This is a genomic window from Pseudomonas sp. CCI3.1 (genome assembly GCF_034313985.1).
Classification (GTDB): Bacteria; Pseudomonadota; Gammaproteobacteria; order Pseudomonadales; family Pseudomonadaceae; genus Aquipseudomonas; species Aquipseudomonas psychrophila.
In genome coordinates, this window is record NZ_JAVIWO010000001.1 from 3,418,304 (window position 1) to 3,438,847 (window position 20,544).

Here is a 20,544-nt window from a genome sequence, read left to right on the forward strand (position 1 = left end):
TCGAAACGTCGACCGTATATCGACAAACAGAAAAATAGCCCGGACTTATATCTGATTTGTGTTGTCGGATATTTCTTGGATATATGCGGCTTAATGCCACTCCCTTCTTGGCTAAAAAGACCTTGAAACAGCCGGTCTACGGCACTTATGTCGTCTATTCTGTGCAATCGCAGAGGGGCCGATTTGAGGTCTTGTCGGACAAAACCCATGCCGATTCGGCATAGGGTAGGCGTTTACGGCATTAGACGGCTACCTCATGCATGGGAATAGTTGCGCCTTTTTTCGCCTGCCAAAGAGCCTTTCTGGCTCGGTTTGGGCGACCTTCTACGGGGGTAGAGGTATCTGATTTTTTGCGCTTTCGAGCGCTCTAGTCTGAGCCTCTGCCCGAGTCCACTTGAAGTAAGGGTAATGACATGAAGAAGGCAAAACTTAGCCTCGCCTGGCAGATCCTGATTGGTCTGGTCCTCGGGATTGCAATCGGCGCGCTGCTCAACCATTTCAGTGCTGAAAAGGCCTGGTGGATCAGTAACGTTCTGCAACCTGCCGGCGATATCTTTATCCGTCTGATCAAGATGATCGTAATCCCAATCGTGATTTCTTCACTGGTTGTCGGGATTGCAGGCGTGGGAGATGCGAAGAAACTCGGTCGTATCGGTTTTAAAACCATCATTTACTTCGAGGTGGTCACTACCATCGCGATTTTGGTCGGCCTGGTGCTGGCCAACGTGTTCCAGCCGGGTGCCGGGATCGACATGAGCACCCTGGGCACAGTCGATATCTCGAAATATGCGGCCACTGCGGCTGAGGTCACCCATGAACATGCGTTCATCGAGACCATCCTCAACCTGATCCCGTCGAACATCTTCGCGGCCATGGCTCGCGGTGAAATGCTGCCGATCATCTTCTTCTCGGTACTCTTCGGTCTCGGCTTGTCGAGCCTGAACGCCGAACTGCGCGACCCGCTGGTGAAAACCTTCCAGGGCGTGTCCGAGTCGATGTTCAAAGTCACTCACATGATCATGAACTACGCGCCAATCGGTGTGTTTGCCCTGATCGCCGTGACCGTCGCCAACTTCGGCTTCGCCTCCCTGGTGCCACTGGCCAAGCTGGTGTTGCTGGTTTACGGCGCCATCCTGTTCTTCGCCTTCGCGGTGCTGGGCCTGATCGCCAAGCTGTTCGGCTTCTCCGTGATCAAGCTGATGCGCATCTTCAAGGACGAACTGGTACTGGCCTATTCCACCGCCAGCTCCGAAACCGTGCTGCCGCGCGTGATCGAGAAGATGGAAGCCTACGGCGCCCCTAAAGCGATTTGCAGCTTTGTGGTACCGACCGGCTACTCGTTCAACCTTGACGGTTCGACCCTGTATCAAAGTATCGCAGCGATCTTTATCGCTCAGCTGTACGGCATCGACCTGTCGATCAGCCAGCAATTGCTGTTGGTTCTGACCCTGATGGTCACCTCCAAAGGCATCGCCGGTGTACCGGGCGTGTCCTTCGTGGTGCTGCTGGCCACTTTGGGCAGCGTGGGTATCCCGCTTGAAGGCCTGGCCTTTATCGCCGGTGTTGACCGTGTGATGGACATGGCCCGTACGGCCCTGAACGTGATCGGTAACGCCCTGGCGGTACTGGTGATCTCCCGTTGGGAAGGCATGTACGACGACGCCAAGGGCGAGCGCTACTGGAACTCGCTGCCGCACTGGCGCAGCAAAGAGGCACTGCCAAAAGGCGAGTAATCGTCACGCGGTAGTCGCACTTGAACAAACCCCGGACTTGTCCGGGGTTTGTTGTTTCTGGGCCTTGGCCGCTATCATTCGCTCCATCTTCCAGGAGTTTTCTCGATGCTCAACGGCCTATGGCTCAGCTTTTTCGTCGTCGCCATGGTGTCGGCACTTGCCCAATGGCTGGTGGGGGGTAATGCGGGGATCTTCTCCGCGATAGTCGAAAGCATCTTCGCCATGGCCAAATTGTCGGTCGAAGTGATGGTTTTGCTGTTTGGCACCCTGACCTTGTGGCTAGGTTTTCTGCGGATCGCCGAAAAAGCCGGCATCGTCGATTGGCTGGGCAGGGCGCTGGGGCCGCTGTTCAAGCGCCTTATGCCTGAGGTCCCGTCCGGTCACCCGGCGCTGGGGTTTATCACCCTGAACTTCGCCGCCAACGGCCTGGGGCTGGACAATGCGGCCACGCCCATTGGCCTGAAGGCCATGCGGGCGCTGCAAGAGCTCAATCCGAGCCCGACCAGTGCCAGTAATGCGCAGATTCTGTTCCTGGTGCTCAATGCCTCGTCCCTGACCCTGTTGCCAGTCACCATCTTCATGTACCGCGCCCAGCAAGGCGCCCCCGACCCGACGCTGGTATTCCTGCCAATACTGCTGGCGACCAGCGCATCGACGCTGGTCGGCCTGCTTTCAGTGGCCGTGATGCAGCGCTTGCGGTTGTGGGATCCGGTGGTGCTGGCGTATCTGGTGCCCGGCGCGTTGATCCTGGGCGGCTTCATGGCGTTGTTGGCGACCCTGTCGGCCACGGCCCTGGCCAGTCTGTCGTCGATCCTTGGCAACCTGACGCTGTTCGGACTGATCATGTTGTTTCTGGTGATTGGTGCCCTGCGCAAGGTCAAGGTGTACGAAGCGTTTGTCGAAGGGGCCAAGGAAGGCTTTGACGTGGCGAAAAACCTGCTGCCGTATCTGGTTGCGATGCTATGTGCAGTGGGTGTGTTGCGCGCCTCCGGAGCCCTGGATTTTGGCCTGGACGGCATCCGTCATATGGTCGAATGGTTGGGCTGGGACACCCGTTTTGTCGACGCGTTGCCAACGGCGATGGTCAAGCCCTTCTCGGGGAGTGCCGCTCGGGCGTTGCTGATCGAAACCATGCAGACCCAGGGCGTGGACAGCTTCCCGGCGCTGGTGGCGGCCACGGTGCAGGGCAGCACAGAAACGACCTTCTATGTACTGGCGGTGTACTTCGGTGCCGTGGGTATCCAGCGAGCCCGGCATGCAGTGGGCTGCGCCTTGCTGGCTGAGTTGGCGGGCGTAGTGGCCGCGATTCTGGTGTGCTACTGGTTCTTCGGCTGATCCGTAGCAGTTGACGAGCGGAGCGAGGCTACGCTCGGCGGCGAAGCCGTCGCAAAATCAGACACTGCGGTGTGCCCGTTTAATCCTGTTCTCAGGGTTTTCGACGGCTTCGCCGTCGAACGCAGCCTAGCGGCTACGGTTGTTGAGTCGAGGGGGTTTTACGCCACACACTCACCAGCCACGGCTGCTGGTCGCGTGGTAATCCCGCCGGGCGATAGTAGTGCTCCAGCTCAACAAAACCGGCAGCCGTCAGCATGGCTCGCCAGTTTTCCAGATCGTGATACGCGCCATAGCGCTCACCGTTCCAGCCTTCGCGGTTGTCGCCCCGGGGGTTAGAGCTGAGGAGCACGCCGCCGGGTTTCAAGCTGCTGTGCAGTTTGCCCAGCACTTGCCCCAGTTCCTGGGTAGGAACGTGGAACAACGAAGCATTGGCGAAAATGCCGTCGAAGCGTTCAGGGGGCAGGTCGAGCTTGAGAAAGTCCTGGTGCCACACTTCGCAGCCGCTGTCTTCGCGGGCCATTTGCGTGAAGCGTTCGGTGCCGTCCAGCCCGACCGCGACATGGCCCAACCGGGTGAAGGTTTGCAGGTCGCGACCCGGGCCACAGCCAAAGTCCAGAATCGAAAACGGCAAACTGCCCTGGATGTGCCGCAGCAGGGCGTCGATGTTCTGGCTTACATCGTGGTCGCGGGTGCCATCACGAAAGCCTTCAGCACTCTGTTGATAGTGGCCAAGTGTGGTGGCAGCAATCTGTTCGAGGGTCTTTGGGTCGAGGGTCATCGCAGGCTCAGTCGGCGTCAGTCAGACCGCCGACTATACCTCAGCGTTTGTTCAGTGCCAGGGCCAGGCGGTCGCCGCCGAGCTGAATCACGGCCACCAAAATCACCAGCAATACGATCACGGTCAACATCACTTGCGAGTCGAAGCGCTGATAGCCATAGCGGTAGGCGATGTCGCCCAGGCCGCCGGCGCCGATCGCGCCAGCCATGGCCGAAGAGTTGATCATGGTCACCAGGGTGATGGTGAAGCCGCCGACGATTCCGGGTAAGGCTTCGGGCAAAAGCACGTGCCAGATGATGTGATGACGCTTACAGCCCATCGCCTGGGCAGCTTCGATCAATCCATGATCAACTTCGCGCAGGCTGACTTCAGCAATCCGGGCAAAAAACGGTGTTGCCGCGATGGTCAGTGGTACGACCGCAGCCCAAACCCCGTAGGTCGTACCCACAATCAGGCGGGTAAACGGGATAAGAGCCACCATCAAAATCAGAAAGGGAATTGAGCGAAAAAGATTCACGAATGCGCCCAATGCCTTGTTCAGTGCAGGGGCTTCGTAAATCCCGCCCTTGCCGCTGGTAACCAGAATCACCGCCAGCGGGATGCCCAGGATCAGTGCGATCAGCGACGACACGCCAACCATCAAAAAGGTGTCGATCACCCCCTGCCATAAACGATCAAATCCCATAACCCACCACCTCGACCTGTTGTGCCCATTGACCGGCTCGCTTGCGCAGCTCGTCTGCGCCCAGCGACGTGCTAGTCACGCTGAGCAGCAGTTGGCCCAGGGCATGGCCCTGGATTTGCTCGACACCGCCCTGCAGCAGCCGCACCTGCCCTCCGAGGGCGCTGAACAACGCGCCCAGATCAGGCTCCTGCGCCTGGCTACCCGTGAAGCGCAGACGCAAGATCACGCTTGATTGGGAAGACAGGGGCTGCGCCGTAATGCGGTTTTGCAGCGCTTCGGGCAGGGTGTTTTGCAAAGGGGCGAGCAGGGTTTTGCTGACATCGTGCTGCGGGTCGCCAAACACTTGCCACACCGGCCCTTGCTCCACCACCTGACCTTGCTCAAGCACCACCACGCGGTGGCAAATGTCCCGGATCACCGCCATTTCATGGGTGATGAGGATGATGGTCAGGCCCAGGCGGTGATTGATCTCGCGCAGCAAACCCAGAATCGACTGCGTGGTTTCGGGGTCGAGTGCCGAGGTGGCTTCGTCGCAGAGCAAGATCGCTGGGTCGTGAACCAGTGCACGGGCAATGCCTACCCGTTGTTTCTGCCCGCCCGAGAGCTGCGCTGGATAGGCCGTGTGTTTGCCTTGCAGGCCGACCAGCTCCAGCAGCTCACGGACTTTCTGCTCGCGTTGCAGCTTGGGAACCCCCGCCACCTTGAGTGGCAGTTCAACGTTCTGCCACACGGTCTTGGCCGACATCAGGTTGAAGTGCTGGAAAATCATGCCGATCTTGCGCCGCAGCGCGACCAGTGTGTCTTCGTCAAAACCGGCGATATCCACCTGGTCAATCAGTACGCGCCCGCTGGTGGGGTGTTCGAGGCGGTTGATGGTGCGAATCAGCGACGACTTGCCCGCGCCGCTGCGGCCAATAATGCCGAATATTTCCCCCCGTTGAATCGCCAGGTCGATGCCTTTGAGGGCATCCACCGGGCCCTGGCGGCCGTCATAGGTTTTGCCGATACCGATAAAACGCACATGGGCGTGGCTCAACTCGGGGTGCAGCTCGGTGTGGTTCGCGCTGGGCTGCGGCTGATCGAGCCGCTCGCGAGCAATAGCCACGCTCATGATCAGCCTCCCCAGCCGGGCTGGTACAGGTTGCCGTAGGTTTTATCCAGTTGGGCCTTCACCACAGGGGAGTGCTGGTAAATGTCGATGAACTTGGCCAGACGCGGATCGTCTTTGTTTTTAGGCTGGATCACGAACTGGATCACGTATTCGGGGTGGTCGATGCCATCGAACAGCAACGCCGACTCTGCATCGAAGGTTTTGGCCAGGCGGATATAGGCCGGATACCCCTGCACCAGATCAGCATCGTCGTAGGCACGTACCAGTTGCACGGCCTCGACCTGCAGGATCTTGATCTTCTTCGGGTTGGCGACGATGTCATCTTCGGTGGCCTTGTAGCCCACCCCGGGCTTGAGGGTGATCAACCCGGCCTTGGCCAGCAGTTGCAGGCCGCGGCCGCTGTTGATCGGGTCATTGGCGATGGCGACGGTGGCGCCCTCAGGCAAGGCGTCGAGGCTTTTGTACTTTTTCGAATACAGGCCCACGTTGTTGATGATGCCTTTGGCATATGGCGTCAGGTCAAACCCGGCGGCGGCCTTGGCGTTTTCCAGAAACGGGATGTGCTGGAAGTAGTTCACGTCGATATCGCCGCTGGCCAGGCTGACGTTAGGCGCGATCCAGTCGGTGAACTCCACCAGCTCAACCTTGAGCCCTTGCTTGTCGGCCTCGGCCACAGCGGTTTCCAGCGGGATGGCGAAGGCGGCTGTGGTGCCGACCTTGAGTGGCTTGTCGGCTGCGTGGATGAAGCCGCTAAACAGCCCGAGGGCCAGAACCAGTGCGTGTTTTTTGTTCATGATCATTGCCCAGTCAAAGAGTCGGAATTCGAGTTTTGTGGGAGCGAGCCTGCTCGCGAAAGTGCGGCAGTCCTGCAAGCTTCGCGAGCAGGCTCGCTCCCACAACAAAAAAGGGTTATGGGTTGTGCCTGTAAGCCGCGCCCGTATGGCGCTGCGGCAAGTGCGCATCGCCGTCGACAAACAGCTTTTGCCGCAGGCTGCCGGTGTCATACGCGGTTTTGTAGGAACCCCGGCGTTGCAGTTCGGGGACCACCAGGTCGATAAAATCGATGTAGCTTTCGGGGGTCACGATGCGGGTCAGGTTGAAGCCGTCGAGACCGGTTTGTGCGATCCACGACTCCAGTTCGTCGGCCACCTGTTCCGGCGAACCCACCAGGGTCATGTAACGACCGCCCAGCGCGTGTTGTTCGAGCAATTTGCGTCGGGTCCAATCGTTGTTTTGAAGCACTTTGGTTGCCGACTGGATCGCGTTGCTCTTCACGTACTGGATCGGTTCGTCCAGTTCGTAGTCGGCAAAGTCGATGCCCGTAGAGCTGGAAAAATGCGCCACGCCTGCTTCGGCGCTGGCATAGCTCAGGTACTCGTCACGCTTGGCCTGAGCCAGTTCTTCGGTAGGTGCCACGATCACGTTAAGGCCCATGAACAGCTTGATGTCGTCCGGGTTGCGACCCGCTGCCACGGCACTGGCGCGCACCTTGTCGACCTGGGCTTTGGTGGCGGCCTTGGTCTGGCCGCTGATAAACACGCATTCGGCATGGCGCCCGGCAAATACCAGCCCGCGATCCGAACTGCCGGCCTGAAACAGCACCGGCGTGCGCTGAGGCGACGGTTCGCAGAGGTGATAACCCTCCACTTGATAGAACTCACCGTGGTGTTTGACCTTGTGGACCTTGTCAGGCTGGGCGTAGATGCGCTGCACCGGGTCATTGAGCACGGCGCCGCTTTCCCAACTGCCCTCCCACAGTTTGTACAGCACCTCCAGGTACTCATCGGCCTGATCGTAACGACGGTCGTGTTCGACTTGCTCGGTCAGGCCCATGGCCTTGGCTGCGCTGTCGAGGTAGCCGGTGACGATATTCCAGCCCACACGGCCCCGGGTCAGGTGGTCAAGGGTCGACATGCGCCGTGCGAACAAGTACGGCGGTTCGTAGGTCAGGTTGGCGGTCAAGCCAAAACCGAGGTTTTTAGTGACTGCGGCCATGGCCGACACCAGCAGCAGCGGGTCGTTGACCGGGAGCTGGATTGCCTCTTTGAGGGGCACATCAACCGACTGTTGATAAACGTCGTACACGCCCACGATGTCGGCGATAAACAACCCGTCAAACAGTCCTCGTTCCAGCAACTGAGCCAGTTCTGTCCAGTACTCCAGGGTGTTGAAGGTGGTCGAGTTGTCCCGTGGATGGGTCCACAGCCCGTGATTGATATGGCCAATGCAGTTCATATTGAAGGCATTGATCAGGATCTTCTTCTTACTCATCAAATGGTCCCCCGCAGTGGCGGGTTGGCATCGTTGAGGTAGTAGTTGCCCACGGCGTGATACTTCCAGCGAACCGGATCGTGCAGGGTATGGACGCGAGCATTGCGCCAGTGCCGGTCAAGACCGTGCTCGGCCAGGGTGGCCTGGCTGCCCGCCAGCTCAAACAGGGTGCTACCGGCGGCCAGGGAAATTTCAGTACTAAGGGCTCGCGCTTCCGCGATGGCGATCGAGGCGGCGGCCACGGTGCTGGCGTTGGTATCGTTCTGGGCGCTGTCGAGCAATTCCCCGGCCCGCTCCAGTAGAGCTTCGGCAGCATGCAGGCGCACACTCAAGTGGCCGAAGCTTTTCAGGGTCAGGGGGTCTTCGCTGGCGATATCAGTGGTGGCGTCGATCCACGGCCGGGTTTTGGTGCGCACAAAATGCAGGGCATCTTCAAAGGCGGCACGGGCGATACCGGTGTCGATGGCCGCGTGCAGAATCTGAGCCAGCGGGCCGACCGGAGTCGGGCGCTCAAATGCGCTTTGAAACGGAATCACGTCCTGTGCTGCGACCAGTACGTTGTCGAACACCACCGAGCCGCTGCCCGTGGTGCGCTGGCCAAAGCCGCTCCAGTCGTCGATCACGCTCAGGCCGTCGCTGTCGCGGTGGACAAATGCCAGGTGCTGGATACCGTTATCGTCCACCACCGAGGTAGGAATCCGCTGCGCATACAGTGCGCCGGTGGCGTAGAACTTGCGGCCGGTGATGCGATAACCGTGTTCGGCCTTGGCCAGGTGGGTGGTGCGATCGTGGGCAGTCTTGGTGCCGATTTCGGCTAGGGCATTGCCGAAGCGTTGCCCGGCCAGCACTTCGGCATATAGCCGCTGTTTTTGTTCGTGCGTGCCATTCACCCGCAGGACTTCAAGGGCATAAAAGTGATTTTGCGGGATTTGCCCCAGCGAGGCGTCGGCTGCAGCGATCAACGCAACCACCTGGGCCAGAGCGACATTGGACACGCCGGCGCCGCCATAGGCCTTGGGCACGGTGATGCCCCACAGGCCGGTGTGGGAAAACAGTTCCAGCTCATCAAAAGGCAGGCGTCGCTCACGATCGCGCAGGGCGCTGTCGCGCTTGAAATGCGCCGCGAGTTCACGGGCTACGCTCAGGGCCTCGGCATCGCTGTGGATAACCGGGACCTGTTTGGATATCAGTGACATGGGTGTCTCCAGGTTCAGATCCAGGAATGCCGGGCAGGCAAGGTGCCGTTGAGGCGGTAAGCGCCAATGGCGTGGTACTTCCAGCGCACCGGGTCGTGCAGGGTATGCACCCGGGCGTTACGCCAGTGGCGATCAAGGTTGAATTCGGCAAGGCTGGCGCGGCTGCCGGCCAGTTCGAACAGTTTTTCGCTGGCCAGTAACGACAACTCAGTGGTCAGTACCTTGGCTTCGGCCACTGCAATGGATGCGCGGGCGGCGGCGGGAGCATCAATCGGGGCGGCGCTGACTTCATCGAGCACTCGCCCGGCTTTGCGCAACAAGGCTTCGGCTGCGTGCAGTTCAATATGTAACTTGCCGATGTCGGCGATCACGTAGGGGTCGTCGCTGTTGCGTTCTACTTTGGCGTCGATCCACGGACGAGAGCGCTCGCGCACAAAACTGATGGTGTCAGCGATGGCGCCACGGGCGATGCCCAGATCGATGGCCGCCTGGATCAACTGGGACACGGCGCCTTGAATATTGGGGGCATCATTGAGGCGCGAACTGTCGATCACCAGTCCGGCTTCAACCCGAACATTGTTGAGCAGTACGGTACCGCTGGCGGTGGTGCGCTGACCAAAGCCGGACCAGTCATCGACGACGCGCAAGCCCGGTGTGCCGCGACGTACAAAGGCCATGACCTGCTTGCCGTCATCGTTGATTGCCTTTACCGCAATCCAGTGGGCGAACAGGGCTCCGGTGGAGTAAAACTTCTGGCCGTTTATGACGAAATTTTCGCCATCGGCGGTGATTCGGGCCTTCAAGTCGAGGGTGTTTTTGCTGCCGCGTTCCGGCCCGGCATTACCGATGCGCCAGCCTTGCAGCACGCTGGCGAACAGTTGGTCTTTTTGCGCCTGGGTCGCCGTGGCGGCAATCAGGCTGAGAATGCCCACCTGATTCTGCGGAATCTGCCCCAGTGCAGGGTCTGCGGCCGATATGATCGCGAATACTTCAGCCAGGGTCACGAATGACACCTTGGGTCCGCCAAATTCGCGGCCGATGGAGATACTTCCCAGGCCGCTACGGGTGAATTCTTCGATCAGTGACCAGGGCAGTTTGCGCTGCTGGTCGCGCTTGGCCGCGTCCTCGCGGGCGCTGGCAGCCAGGGTGCGGGCAGCTTCAAGGGCTTCGTTGTCGGAGCGCAGAACATGCGTTGCCAGCAACAGAGGCGCGACATCCTGGTCGCTTTGCAGGTGTGCAGTGGCCAAATTGGACATTAGTACCGCTCCTTGGCTGCACTCAATGCCCTGGCGTTATGCACAAGGGTGATTGTTTTACGGACCATACCTACCTCACGTTTCATGGGAGCGCCGCTTGAGCGGCGCGAATAAAAGCAGAGAGTCCGGTGGTCCGGTCTATATACCCTAATCGAGTATAAAAATTAAAAGAACTAACTTTTAGGAATATGAATAGATGATTCCATTGCGTACCCGACCTTAGCCCCTCCAGGTGGTGCGAGGCTCTGCGGCGCGCAGTACCTCGCTTGCAGCGGGCTTGAGGTAGAGTTTTGGGGCGCCCACTTTGAGGATTCGTGCGGGTGCCCACCGCGAATTGTTACCGGCACGATCAATCACGCAATAGGTGACCTCCAGTTTGGAGTCTTCACCGGCTTCTTGAATGATGTGCGGTGGGACGAATACGCTTACGGGCTTGTCGACATCGACCTGGCGCAGTTTGGGCAAGTCCAGGCGTACGTCACCCCACAGCAGGGTGATTGCGTCTTCACAGGCCATGTTGCGGTAGGGTTCGATGGTCACGGGCACGCCGCGCTTCATCTGGCTGGGGTTAACCCCGTAACGCTGGATGGGCTCGGGAATGATAAGTGCAGCGAGCCCTTGATTTTCATCGCCGATGGCTTCCCCGCCAGGGCAATCAAGTTTGACAAAGACCTTGAGCTGGGCAGAAAGAGCTGGGGTACTGCCAATATGCATGACGCGATAATAAAGACGCGCCGAGCCATTTTGGATAAAACTTTGAGGCACTCTTAAAAAAACAGGTTGGCCAATGTCTGCCCTCGATACCTGTTGCGAGGTGACATAGCAGCCGTCCCAAAATAATTCAATAAGGTCGCCTTCTCCCATGTTTTTATAAGGCATTATTGTAATAAGCAAGTGTTCAGCGGCGCGTGCGCAAATAGTATGTTTGTCAGGGTTTGAAAGTGCAGGAGGCGCAAGTTTGTTTATGCAGGATGTAAAGGGCATATATGAAAGATTCCTTTCTGGCTGGTAAATCTGCGATAAACGCCTGCAAGGGTTTAGCCCCGGGGCTGGCGCCGAGTGATGCAGACCCCGTGATGAAGTGGAATAAAGAGCTGGCGTTAACGGCACAATAGACATTCTATATAACTACTGTGAGAGAACAGCCGGGCCGGTTGTTTTATTAGATAAGAGGCTAGAGGTAGGAGTGTCAAGGAAGAATGGAGCGTGTGTGAATGTCGTTGAGTTATTCGGAAACATCCTACTGATAGTGCGTGTAGGTAATGGAAAGAGAGTGGTAGTGGGTCGGTATTAATGGACGAGTGGTTTATAAGTAAGTGGATGGATCCCTGTTTTTAATAGGGGCAAAGTATCTGCGCTGACCCAGTCACAACACTCGTTCAATCAGTAAGGGTGAGTGGCATCAGATTTTTTGGCGTTTTTACCCTTTATTTCACACGCCTTTTGCATAATATTGCGCGCGAGGCAGCCGGTTTGCCCGCTTTGTGATATCTAGAATTAGCCAAATTTCTCGGAAGCCCATTCAAATGGCAACAGACCCTCAACTGATCCCGCCTGTTCCTCGGACCTCTCGCTTGCGCATGCGCTGGTACTCCTGGCTCTTGCTGGCGGGTGCGCTGCTCTATGGTTTAGCGTCGATCATGCATTGGGATGATCGCGGTGCACTGTGGGTGCTGGAGCGATTTGAAAGTTCCTCCGAGCAGAACGAAAGTGTGTGGTTGCCAGACTACACGGCGGTCATAGATGCCAAAGTGTTGCCGGGGATGGAAAAGGATGAAGCCTCAGATCTGGCCTACAACCCTTTGAGCAAAACGCTGTTTTCGGTGATGGGCAAGAATCCGTTTCTGGTGGAGCTGACCCTGGATGGCGATGTGCTCCGTAAAATCCCGCTGGTGGGCTGGAGCAATCCTGAAGGTCTGACAGTGATGGAAAATGGTCTGCTGGCCATTGTTGACGAGCGCGAGCACATGTTGAGCATCGTGAACATTGATGCCAACACCACCACCCTGAACATTGCCGACTTCCCCAAGTACGACCTGGGCCCTTCGAAAAACCAGAACAAGGCTTTTGAAGCCATTGCCTGGGACCCGCGTCGCCAGCAATTGTTGCTGGGCGAAGAGCGTCCGCCGCAATTGTTTGTCTGGAAAAGCGATGGCGGCCAGATACTGACCGGTAGCAAGCAGAAAGTACCCAGCGATGAGCTGGACCTGCGCAACCTGTCCGCCTTGAGCGTTGACCCGCGCACCGGTCATACACTGGTGCTGTCGGCAGATTCGCACATGCTTCTGGAGCTCGATGAACTGGGCGAGCAAGTCAGTTTCATGACCTTGCTTGGTGGTTTCAACGGCCTGAAGAAGACCATTCCCCGGGCTGAGGGAGTCGCGATCGATGAGCATGGAACGCTTTATATGGTGAGCGAGCCGAACCTGTTCTATCGCTTCGAGAAGAAGACCCCGTAACCGGCCAGTTTTACGCGAGACACGGGATGTATTGAGGTTTAAGGTTGAATTCAGGCAGTCGTGGTATTTCTCCTGCCTGTTTTTTCTAGAGTTCGACCTCAATGCGCCGTGTCAGACGTCCTACCGCTCTTTTTCTATGTGTATTGCTGGTGGCTCTTGTGGCTGCCGGTTTTGCCGCGCAACACTTTCGTCTGTTCGAACGTACCTGGTTTCAGGTCAGCCAGCTGTGGCAACCCAGCGATCCGGGCGCGATCAATCTGGGCGAATATCACGCCGTGCTGCAAGGCAAGGTGATTGAAGGGCTTGAAGACGATGTCTCGGCTCTGACCTACGATCCGCTGCGTAAAAGCCTGTTCACCGTAACCAACAAAAAAGCCGAGCTGGTTGAACTGTCCCTCGATGGCCTCCTCCTGCGGCGCATTGCGCTGGTGGGGTTTGGCGATGCCGAAGCGGTTGAATTTATTGGCGAGAACACCTACGTCATCACCGATGAACGTCAACAGCGACTGATCAAGGTAAAGGTCGATGACAGCACCCAGGTGCTGGATGCCAAGGATGCGGAGCAACTGACACTGGGGATTAACCTGTCGGGCAATAAGGGCTTTGAAGGCCTGGCCTACGACTCTGTGGGCAAACGTTTGTTTGTGGCGAAGGAGCGTGACCCGATGCTGATTTATGAGGTACGGGGGTTTCCTCAGGCCAACCCACAGCAACCTTACGCCACTCATGTGGTGACCAACCCGCGACGTGATGCGCGATTGTTTGTACGGGACTTGTCGAGTTTGCAGTTTGACGAGCGCACCGGGCATTTATTGGCGCTGTCGGATGAGTCCAAGTTGTTGCTGGAGCTGAATCTGGAAGGGCGCCCAATCAGCGTGTTGTCGCTGAAAAAAGGGCGTCATGGCCTGAAGAAATCAGTGCCGCAGGCTGAAGGTGTTGCCATGGACGAAGACGGGGTGGTGTACGTGGTGAGTGAGCCGAATTTGTTTTACGTGTTCAAAAAACCGTAGGCGCGCCGCTATCACGTAGCAGCTGCCGCAGGCTGCGTCCGGCGGCGTAGCCGTCGTAAATCCGGATCGCGTGATCTTATTTTCAAACCGCGTGATCAGAATTTACGATCGCTTCGCAATCGGACGTAGCCTCGTTCCTTCGGCAACTGCTACGGGGGGGTGTTACTTGCTCAGGGTTTTGACGCCTTCAGGCGTACCCAGCAACAGCAAGTCTGCCGGGCGAGCGGCGAACAGGCCGTTGGTCACGACGCCGACAATGGCGTTGATCTGACGCTCCAGCTCAACCGGGTTGACGATCTGCATGTTGAATACGTCGATGATGATGTTGCCGTTGTCCGTGACTACGCCTTCGCGGTACACCGGATCGCCGCCCAGCTTGACCAGTTCGCGGGCTACGTGGCTGCGAGCCATCGGGATCACTTCAACCGGCAACGGGAACGCGCCCAGCACCGGAACCAGCTTGCTGGCGTCGGCGATGCAGATAAAGGTCTTGGCCACGGCGGCCACGATCTTCTCGCGGGTCAGGGCTGCGCCACCGCCCTTGATCAGGTTCAGGTTTTCGTCGCTTTCATCAGCGCCATCCACGTAGAACTCTAGGTCGCTGACAGTGTTCAGTTCATACACTGGAATGCCGTGGCCCTTGAGGCGGGCTGCAGTGGCTTCGGAACTGGCCACGGCGCCGTCGAATGCGCCCTTGTGTTGGGCCAGGGCGTCGATGAAGCAGTTGGCCGTGGAGCCGGTGCCGACCCCGACGATGCTCTTGTCATCCAGTTTTGGGAGGATGAAGTCGACTGCAGCCTGGGCTACGGCCTGTTTGAGTTGATCCTGGGTCATGCGGGCTCCGGGGCGGGAAGGGTAAACAGAAGGGTTGCGAGTATAACCCAAGCATTTAAAACCTTTGGAATCGTGTGGTCGGCTGCGCAAACGCTGGGTTAGACTCCTTGGTCCCTGCCAACCCGCCCAGTGAAGCTTTCCGATGCTCGAACAGTACGTTAAGAAGATCCTCACCTCGCGCGTTTATGACGTTGCCGTAGAAACCCCATTGCAGCCGGCCAATCAGCTGACCGAGCGGTTGGGCAACCAGATTTTGCTCAAACGCGAAGACTTGCAGCCGGTGTACTCGTTCAAGATTCGTGGCGCTTATAACAAGCTGATGCACCTGACCGACGCCGAGCGCGCGTGCGGTGTGGTGACGGCCTCTGCGGGCAACCATGCCCAGGGCCTGGCCCTGGCAGCCAAGGTGCTGGGTGTCAAAGCCACAATCGTCATGCCCAAAACCACTCCGGAGATCAAGGTCGAAGGTGTGCGCTCCCGGGGCGGCATTGTGGTGTTGCACGGTGACTCCTTCCCGGAAGCCCTGGCCTACTCGCTGCAATTGGTCGAGCAAAAAGGCTACGTCTACGTCCATCCCTATGATGACCCGCATACCATTGCCGGGCAGGGCACCGTGGCGATGGAAATTCTGCGCCAGCACCCGGCGCCGCTGGATGCGATTTTCGTCCCGGTGGGCGGTGGCGGGCTGATTGCCGGTATTGCGGCCTACGTGAAATACCTGCGTCCGGACATCAAGGTCATTGGCGTCGAGCCCGATGACTCCAATTGCCTGCAAGCGGCGATGGCGGCAGGCGAGCGCGTGGTACTGCCGACGGTGGGGATTTTTGCCGACGGCGTGGCCGTTGCTCAGATTGGCCAGCACACCTTCGATATCTGCAAAGACTACGTCGACGAAGTGATCACCGTCAGCACCGACGAGATCTGCGCAGCCATCAAGGATATCTTCGACGATACCCGCTCGATCACCGAACCTGCCGGCGCGTTGGGCGTGGCCGGGATCAAGAAGTATGTTGAGCAGCGCGGCGTTCGCGGCCAAACCCTGGTGGCGATCGATTCCGGGGCCAACGTCAACTTCGACCGCCTGCGCCATGTGGCCGAGCGCGCCGAGCTGGGTGAAGGTCGTGAAGCGATCATCGCGGTGACCATTCCCGAAGTGCCGGGCAGCTTCAAAGCGTTTTGCGAAGCGATCGGCAAGCGTCAGATCACGGAATTCAACTACCGCTATCACACCGGCAGCGAAGCGCACATTTTCGTTGGGGTGCAGACCCATCCCGAAAACGACCCGCGCAGCGCGCTGCTGGCCAGCCTGACTGAGCAGGGTTTTCCGGTGGTCGACCTGACCGAGAACGAACTGGCCAAGTTACACATTCGGCACATGGTCGGCGGGCGTGCGGCCAAGGTCAGCGACGAACTGTTGTTCCGTTTCGAGTTCCCGGAACGCCCGGGTGCGCTGTTCAACTTCCTTAATAAGTTGGGCGGTCGCTGGAATATTTCGATGTTTCACTACCGCAACCACGGTGCAGCCGATGGTCGGGTCATGGCCGGTCTGCAAGTGCCTGCCGACGAACGCCATCTGGTGCCGGCGGCACTGGCTGAAATCGGTTACCCGTACTGGGATGAGAGCGATAACCCGGCCTATCAACTGTTTCTTGGCTGATAGCCGCTACGCTGATTGAACGGCTCAAGGGATTAATCATATGGAAACGTTCACAGCCTTAAAACTGCTGCATGGCGTGTCGACACTGCTGCTGTTTGTCAGCGCCATTGCCTTGCTGGTCCTGGTTATTCGTCGTTGGCGGGCAGGGGATAAAAACCTGTCGGGCGGGGTGGTACAGCGGCCATGGAGCTTCGTGTGGGCGTTGATGGGGCTGTGTTTGCTGGCGTTGCCGGTCAGTGGCTGGTTTCTGGTGCACCTGGCCGGTTGGCCGCTGAGCCAGATGTGGTTACTGGCGGGCAGCTGCCTGTATCTGCTGGGCAGCTTGAGCTGGTTGTGGCTGGTGGTGCGCCTCAATCGCCTGCGGTTGGGGCGAATGGCCCGGTATCCGGGGTTTACCCTGGTTTTGGCGATTTTTTGTGCCGTCTGCTTTATTGCGATTGCCGGGCTGATGGGCGCCAAGCCGGTTTAAGCACACTTGCTTGTGTGGGAGCCAGCTTGCTCGCGATGGCATCACTGCGGTCTTGCAGAAAAACCGCGGCGATCTTATCGCGAGCAAGTCGAATCGTCGCACCGCCGCTCCCACAGGTTGTGTGTCAGTCGCGCAGCGAGATGACTTCCCAGCCACGCTTGATGGCTTCAGCCCGCAAGTTCGGATCAGGATCGACCGCCACTGGATGGTCAACCTGCTCCAGCAACGGCAAGTCATTCATCGAGTCGCTGTAGAAGTAGCTGTCTTCAAGGCTGTAGCCATTTTCTGCGATCCAGCGGTTCAGGCGCGTCACCTTGCCTTCACGGAAGCACGGCACGTCGGTGCTGCGACCGGTGTAGCGGCCGTCGACGATTTCGCATTCGGTGGCAATCAGATGTTCCACGCCGAGTTTTTGGGCAATGGGAGCCGTGACCACACGGTTGGTGGCGGTAATGATTACCAGCGTGTCGCCCGCTTCGCGGTGCTTGGCCAGCAGGTCCAGGGCCTTGGGCAGCATTAATGGCTCAATGCAGTCGCGCATGAATTCGCGGTGCCACTGATCCAGTTGCGCCATGTCATGGCGGCCAAAGATTTCCATGCTGAAATTAAGATACGCGGCATTGTCGAGCTTGCCGGCCAGGTAATCCTGGTAGAACTCGTCGTTGCGCGCCTTGTAGGCGTCGCCATCGAGAATGCCCCGTTGGCACAGGTAGTCGCCCCAGGCGTGATCGCTGTCACCGCCCAGAAGGGTGTTGTCCAAGTCGAATAAAGCCAGACGCATTGAGGTTACCCGTTGAGTTGCCTGAGAAAAGGCCACAAGAATACGGTCTTTTAATAAGAGTGCACATAAGGCAGGAAGGCGCGTTGCTGCTTTCACAACCTTTGTGGAACAATGCGGCGACATGCGTTTGCGAGGTTGTTGCCGTGATCGACCCCGATGGTTTCCGCCCTAATGTCGGGATTATTCTGACAAATGACGCTGGTCAGGTACTTTGGGCTCGCCGTATCAATCAAGACGCCTGGCAGTTTCCACAGGGAGGTATCAACCCTGATGAGACGCCGGAAGACGCCTTGTACCGTGAGCTGAACGAAGAAGTTGGCCTTGAACGCGAAGATGTAGAAATACTCGCCTGCACGCGAGGCTGGTTGCGTTATCGTTTGCCGCAACGACTGGTGCGTACCCACAGCCAACCGCTGTGTATCGGCCAGAAGCAAAAGTGGTTTTTGCTGCGCCTGGTCTCTAACGAGCAGCGGGTGCGGATGGATTTGACCGGTAAACCGGAGTTCGATGGCTGGCGTTGGGTCAGTTATTGGTACCCGTTGGGCCAGGTGGTGACATTCAAGCGCGAGGTCTACCGTCGCGCTCTCAAAGAGCTTGCCCCGCGCCTTTTAACGCGCGCCTGACACGGAGTTCGACCCCGAGCCATGCTCAATACGCTGCGCAAGATCGTCCAGGAAGTTAACTCCGCCAAGGATCTCAAGGCGGCGTTGGGGATTATTGTGTTGCGCGTCAAAGAGGCCATGAGCAGCCAGGTCTGCTCGGTCTATTTGCTTGATCCAGAGACCAACCGCTTTGTCCTGATGGCCACCGAGGGCTTGAACAAGCGCTCGATCGGCAAAGTCAGCATGGCGCCCAACGAGGGCCTTGTCGGTCTTGTGGGCACCCGTGAAGAGCCTCTGAACCTCGAAAACGCCGCCGATCACCCGCGCTATCGCTACTTTGCCGAAACCGGAGAGGAGCGTTATGCCTCTTTCCTGGGTGCGCCGATCATCCACCACCGCCGTGTGGTCGGGGTTCTGGTGATCCAGCAAAAAGAACGTCGTCAGTTCGATGAGGGCGAAGAAGCCTTCCTTGTAACCATGAGCGCCCAATTGGCCGGGGTTATTGCCCATGCCGAGGCTACGGGGTCGATTCGCGGCCTGGGACGTCAGGGCAAGGGCATCCAGGAAGCCAAGTTCGTCGGCGTTCCGGGTTCTCCGGGTGCTGCGGTAGGTACAGCGGTGGTCATGCTGCCACCGGCGGATCTGGACGTGGTGCCCGACAAGGCCATCACCGATATCCCTGCCGAAATAGCGCTGTTCAAAACAGCCCTCGAAGGCGTGCGCAACGATATGCGCGCCGTTTCGAAGAAGCTCGCCACGCAGTTGCGCCCCGAAGAGCAGGCGCTGTTCGACGTGTACCTGATGATGCTCGACGATGCGTCGCTGGGCAGCGAAGTCAAAAATGTCATCAAGACCGGTCAGTGGGCTCAGGGCGCGTTGCGCCAGGTAGTGACTGATCACGTCAACCGTTTTGAATTGATGGACGACGACTACCTGCGTGAGCGGGCGTCGGATGTGCGCGACCTTGGTCGCCGCCTGCTGGCCTATTTGCAGCATGATCGCCAGCAAAGCATGGTCTACCCCGACAACACCATCTTGGTCAGCGAAGAGCTGACGGCCACCATGCTCGGCGAAGTGCCCGAGGGCAAGCTGATTGGTTTGGTGTCGGTATTGGGCTCGGGCAACTCCCACGTCGCCATTCTGGCCCGGGCCATGGGCATTCCTACTGTCATGGGCCTGGTCGATCTGCCGTACTCCAAGGTCGACGGCATCCAGATGATCGTCGATGGCTACCACGGCGAGGTCTACACCAACCCCAGCGAGGTGCTTCGCAAGCAATACGCTGAGGTTGTCGAAGAAGAACGCCAGCTGTCCCAGGGCCTGGATGCCCTGCGTGAACTGCCGTGCATCACCCCTGACGGGCATCGCATGCCGCTGTGGGTCAACACCGGCCTGCTGGCCGATGTGGCGCGTGCGCAGCAGCGTGGCGCCGAAGGTGTAGGTCTGTACCGCACCGAAGTGCCGTTCATGATCAACCAGCGCTTTCCCAGCGAAAAGGAGCAGCTGGCGATTTATCGCGAGCAACTCGCCGCCTTCCATCCGCAGCCGGTGACGATGCGCAGCCTGGACATTGGCGGCGACAAGTCACTGTCGTACTTCCCGATCAAGGAAGACAACCCGTTCCTCGGCTGGCGCGGGATTCGCGTGACCCTCGACCACCCAGAAATCTTTCTGGTTCAGGCCCGGGCCATGCTCAAGGCCAGCGAAGGCCTGAACAACCTGCGTATTTTATTGCCGATGATCTCCGGCACTCACGAACTCGAAGAAGCCTTGCACCTGTTACACCGTGCCTGGGGTGAAGTGCGTGACGAAGGCACCGACGTGCCGATGCCGCCCATTGGCGTGATGATCGAAATCCCGGCGGCGGTGTATCAGACCAAGGAACTGGCGCGCCAGGTGGACTTCCTGTCGGTAGGGTCCAACGACCTGACCCAATACCTGCTGGCGGTGGACCGTAACAACCCACGGGTTGCGGATTTGTACGACTACCTGCACCCGGCCGTGCTGCAAGCCCTGCAATCGGTGGTGCGCGACGCTCACGCTGAAGGCAAGCCGGCGAGTATCTGCGGTGAAATGGCCGGTGATCCGGCGGCAGCGATCCTGCTGATGGCGATGGGTTTTGACAGCCTGTCGATGAACGCCACCAACCTGCCAAAAGTGAAGTGGATGCTGCGCCAGGTCAGCCTGAGCCGCGCCAAGGAACTGTTGGCTGAAGTGATGACCATCGACAACCCGCAGGTTATTCGCAGCACCATCCATCTGGCCCTGAAAAACATGGGCCTGACGCGCATGATGAACCCGGCGGCAATCAAGCCGTATTGAAAGCCTCTCACCCTCCTGTGGGAGCGAGCCTGCTCGCGAAAGTCT

Annotated in this window: 18 protein-coding genes; 8 read left to right on the forward strand and 10 right to left on the reverse strand. The window is 58.5% G+C overall.

Annotated features, from left to right (window positions below):
• The first annotated feature begins 413 nt into the window (after nucleotides 1–413).
• A complete protein-coding gene (gltP, locus tag RGV06_RS15625) occupies nucleotides 414–1,733 on the forward strand; it encodes a glutamate/aspartate:proton symporter GltP (RefSeq protein ID WP_019828121.1) in 1,320 nt (439 codons plus the stop codon).
• 105 nt (nucleotides 1,734–1,838) lie between these two features.
• Nucleotides 1,839–3,068: a nucleoside recognition domain-containing protein gene (locus tag RGV06_RS15630; protein WP_019828120.1), complete on the forward strand. Its 1,230-nt coding sequence runs from the start codon at nucleotides 1,839–1,841 to the stop codon at nucleotides 3,066–3,068.
• A 133-nt stretch (nucleotides 3,069–3,201) separates the two neighbouring features.
• Here RGV06_RS15630 and RGV06_RS15635 read toward each other — a convergent pair whose 3' ends face one another.
• From RGV06_RS15635 to RGV06_RS15670, 8 genes are all read right to left on the reverse strand, one after another.
• Nucleotides 3,202–3,846: a class I SAM-dependent methyltransferase gene (locus RGV06_RS15635; protein WP_322150428.1), complete on the reverse strand. Its 645-nt coding sequence runs from the start codon at nucleotides 3,844–3,846 to the stop codon at nucleotides 3,202–3,204.
• Between the two features lie 40 nt (nucleotides 3,847–3,886).
• On the reverse strand, nucleotides 3,887–4,531 hold the full coding sequence (locus tag RGV06_RS15640) for a methionine ABC transporter permease (RefSeq protein WP_019828117.1): 645 nt from the start codon (nucleotides 4,529–4,531) through the stop codon (nucleotides 3,887–3,889).
• On the reverse strand, nucleotides 4,521–5,642 hold the full coding sequence (locus RGV06_RS15645; protein WP_322150430.1) for a methionine ABC transporter ATP-binding protein: 1,122 nt from the start codon (nucleotides 5,640–5,642) through the stop codon (nucleotides 4,521–4,523). Before RGV06_RS15645 ends, RGV06_RS15640 begins: the two co-directional genes overlap by 11 nt.
• A 2-nt stretch (nucleotides 5,643–5,644) precedes the next feature.
• The gene (locus tag RGV06_RS15650; RefSeq protein WP_037032676.1) at nucleotides 5,645–6,436 is read right to left on the reverse strand and encodes a MetQ/NlpA family ABC transporter substrate-binding protein; all 792 of its coding nucleotides are present in this window, start codon (nucleotides 6,434–6,436) and stop codon (nucleotides 5,645–5,647) included.
• Between the two features lie 115 nt (nucleotides 6,437–6,551).
• The gene (locus tag RGV06_RS15655; protein ID WP_322150431.1) at nucleotides 6,552–7,913 is read right to left on the reverse strand and encodes an LLM class flavin-dependent oxidoreductase; all 1,362 of its coding nucleotides are present in this window, start codon (nucleotides 7,911–7,913) and stop codon (nucleotides 6,552–6,554) included.
• Nucleotides 7,913–9,109, reverse strand: a complete 1,197-nt coding sequence (locus RGV06_RS15660; protein ID WP_198821554.1) for an SfnB family sulfur acquisition oxidoreductase — start codon at nucleotides 9,107–9,109, stop codon at nucleotides 7,913–7,915. The genes RGV06_RS15655 and RGV06_RS15660 overlap by 1 nt, the downstream gene beginning before the upstream one ends.
• A 14-nt stretch (nucleotides 9,110–9,123) precedes the next feature.
• Complete coding sequence (locus RGV06_RS15665) at nucleotides 9,124–10,365, reverse strand: SfnB family sulfur acquisition oxidoreductase (protein ID WP_048352473.1); 1,242 nt, start codon at nucleotides 10,363–10,365, stop codon at nucleotides 9,124–9,126.
• A gap of 219 nt (nucleotides 10,366–10,584) precedes the next feature.
• Nucleotides 10,585–11,349: a hypothetical protein gene (locus RGV06_RS15670; protein ID WP_046810239.1), complete on the reverse strand. Its 765-nt coding sequence runs from the start codon at nucleotides 11,347–11,349 to the stop codon at nucleotides 10,585–10,587.
• 542 nt (nucleotides 11,350–11,891) lie between these two features.
• On the opposite strand from RGV06_RS15670, the gene RGV06_RS15675 reads away from it, so the two are divergent.
• Together RGV06_RS15675 and RGV06_RS15680 are read left to right on the forward strand one after the other, a co-directional pair.
• Nucleotides 11,892–12,824: an SdiA-regulated domain-containing protein gene (locus tag RGV06_RS15675; RefSeq protein WP_048352475.1), complete on the forward strand. Its 933-nt coding sequence runs from the start codon at nucleotides 11,892–11,894 to the stop codon at nucleotides 12,822–12,824.
• Nucleotides 12,825–12,925: 101 nt separating this feature from the next.
• Nucleotides 12,926–13,834, forward strand: coding sequence for an SdiA-regulated domain-containing protein (locus RGV06_RS15680; protein ID WP_322150435.1), 909 nt, complete (start codon nucleotides 12,926–12,928; stop codon nucleotides 13,832–13,834).
• A gap of 162 nt (nucleotides 13,835–13,996) precedes the next feature.
• On the opposite strand, the gene rpiA is transcribed toward RGV06_RS15680, so the two are convergent.
• A complete protein-coding gene (gene rpiA / locus RGV06_RS15685) occupies nucleotides 13,997–14,668 on the reverse strand; it encodes a ribose-5-phosphate isomerase RpiA (RefSeq protein WP_019828108.1) in 672 nt (223 codons plus the stop codon).
• A 142-nt stretch (nucleotides 14,669–14,810) separates the two neighbouring features.
• Here rpiA and ilvA point away from each other — a divergent pair, with 142 nt between their 5' ends.
• Together ilvA and RGV06_RS15695 are read left to right on the forward strand one after the other, a co-directional pair.
• Entirely contained in the window at nucleotides 14,811–16,325 is a 1,515-nt protein-coding gene (ilvA, locus tag RGV06_RS15690; protein WP_019828107.1) for a threonine ammonia-lyase, biosynthetic, read from the forward strand.
• 40 nt (nucleotides 16,326–16,365) lie between these two features.
• Nucleotides 16,366–16,794 carry a DUF2269 family protein gene (locus tag RGV06_RS15695; RefSeq protein ID WP_019828106.1) on the forward strand — a complete coding sequence of 143 codons (429 nt, stop codon included), beginning with the start codon at nucleotides 16,366–16,368 and terminating at the stop codon, nucleotides 16,792–16,794.
• A 124-nt stretch (nucleotides 16,795–16,918) separates the two neighbouring features.
• Here RGV06_RS15695 and RGV06_RS15700 read toward each other — a convergent pair whose 3' ends face one another.
• Complete coding sequence (locus RGV06_RS15700; protein WP_019828105.1) at nucleotides 16,919–17,575, reverse strand: HAD family hydrolase; 657 nt, start codon at nucleotides 17,573–17,575, stop codon at nucleotides 16,919–16,921.
• A gap of 143 nt (nucleotides 17,576–17,718) precedes the next feature.
• Between RGV06_RS15700 and RGV06_RS15705 the strand changes: the two genes are divergently transcribed.
• Nucleotides 17,719–18,198, forward strand: a complete 480-nt coding sequence (locus RGV06_RS15705; protein ID WP_019828104.1) for an RNA pyrophosphohydrolase — start codon at nucleotides 17,719–17,721, stop codon at nucleotides 18,196–18,198.
• 21 nt (nucleotides 18,199–18,219) lie between these two features.
• A complete protein-coding gene (gene ptsP / locus RGV06_RS15710; RefSeq protein ID WP_019828103.1) occupies nucleotides 18,220–20,499 on the forward strand; it encodes a phosphoenolpyruvate--protein phosphotransferase in 2,280 nt (759 codons plus the stop codon).
• Nucleotides 20,500–20,544 lie beyond the last annotated feature (45 nt).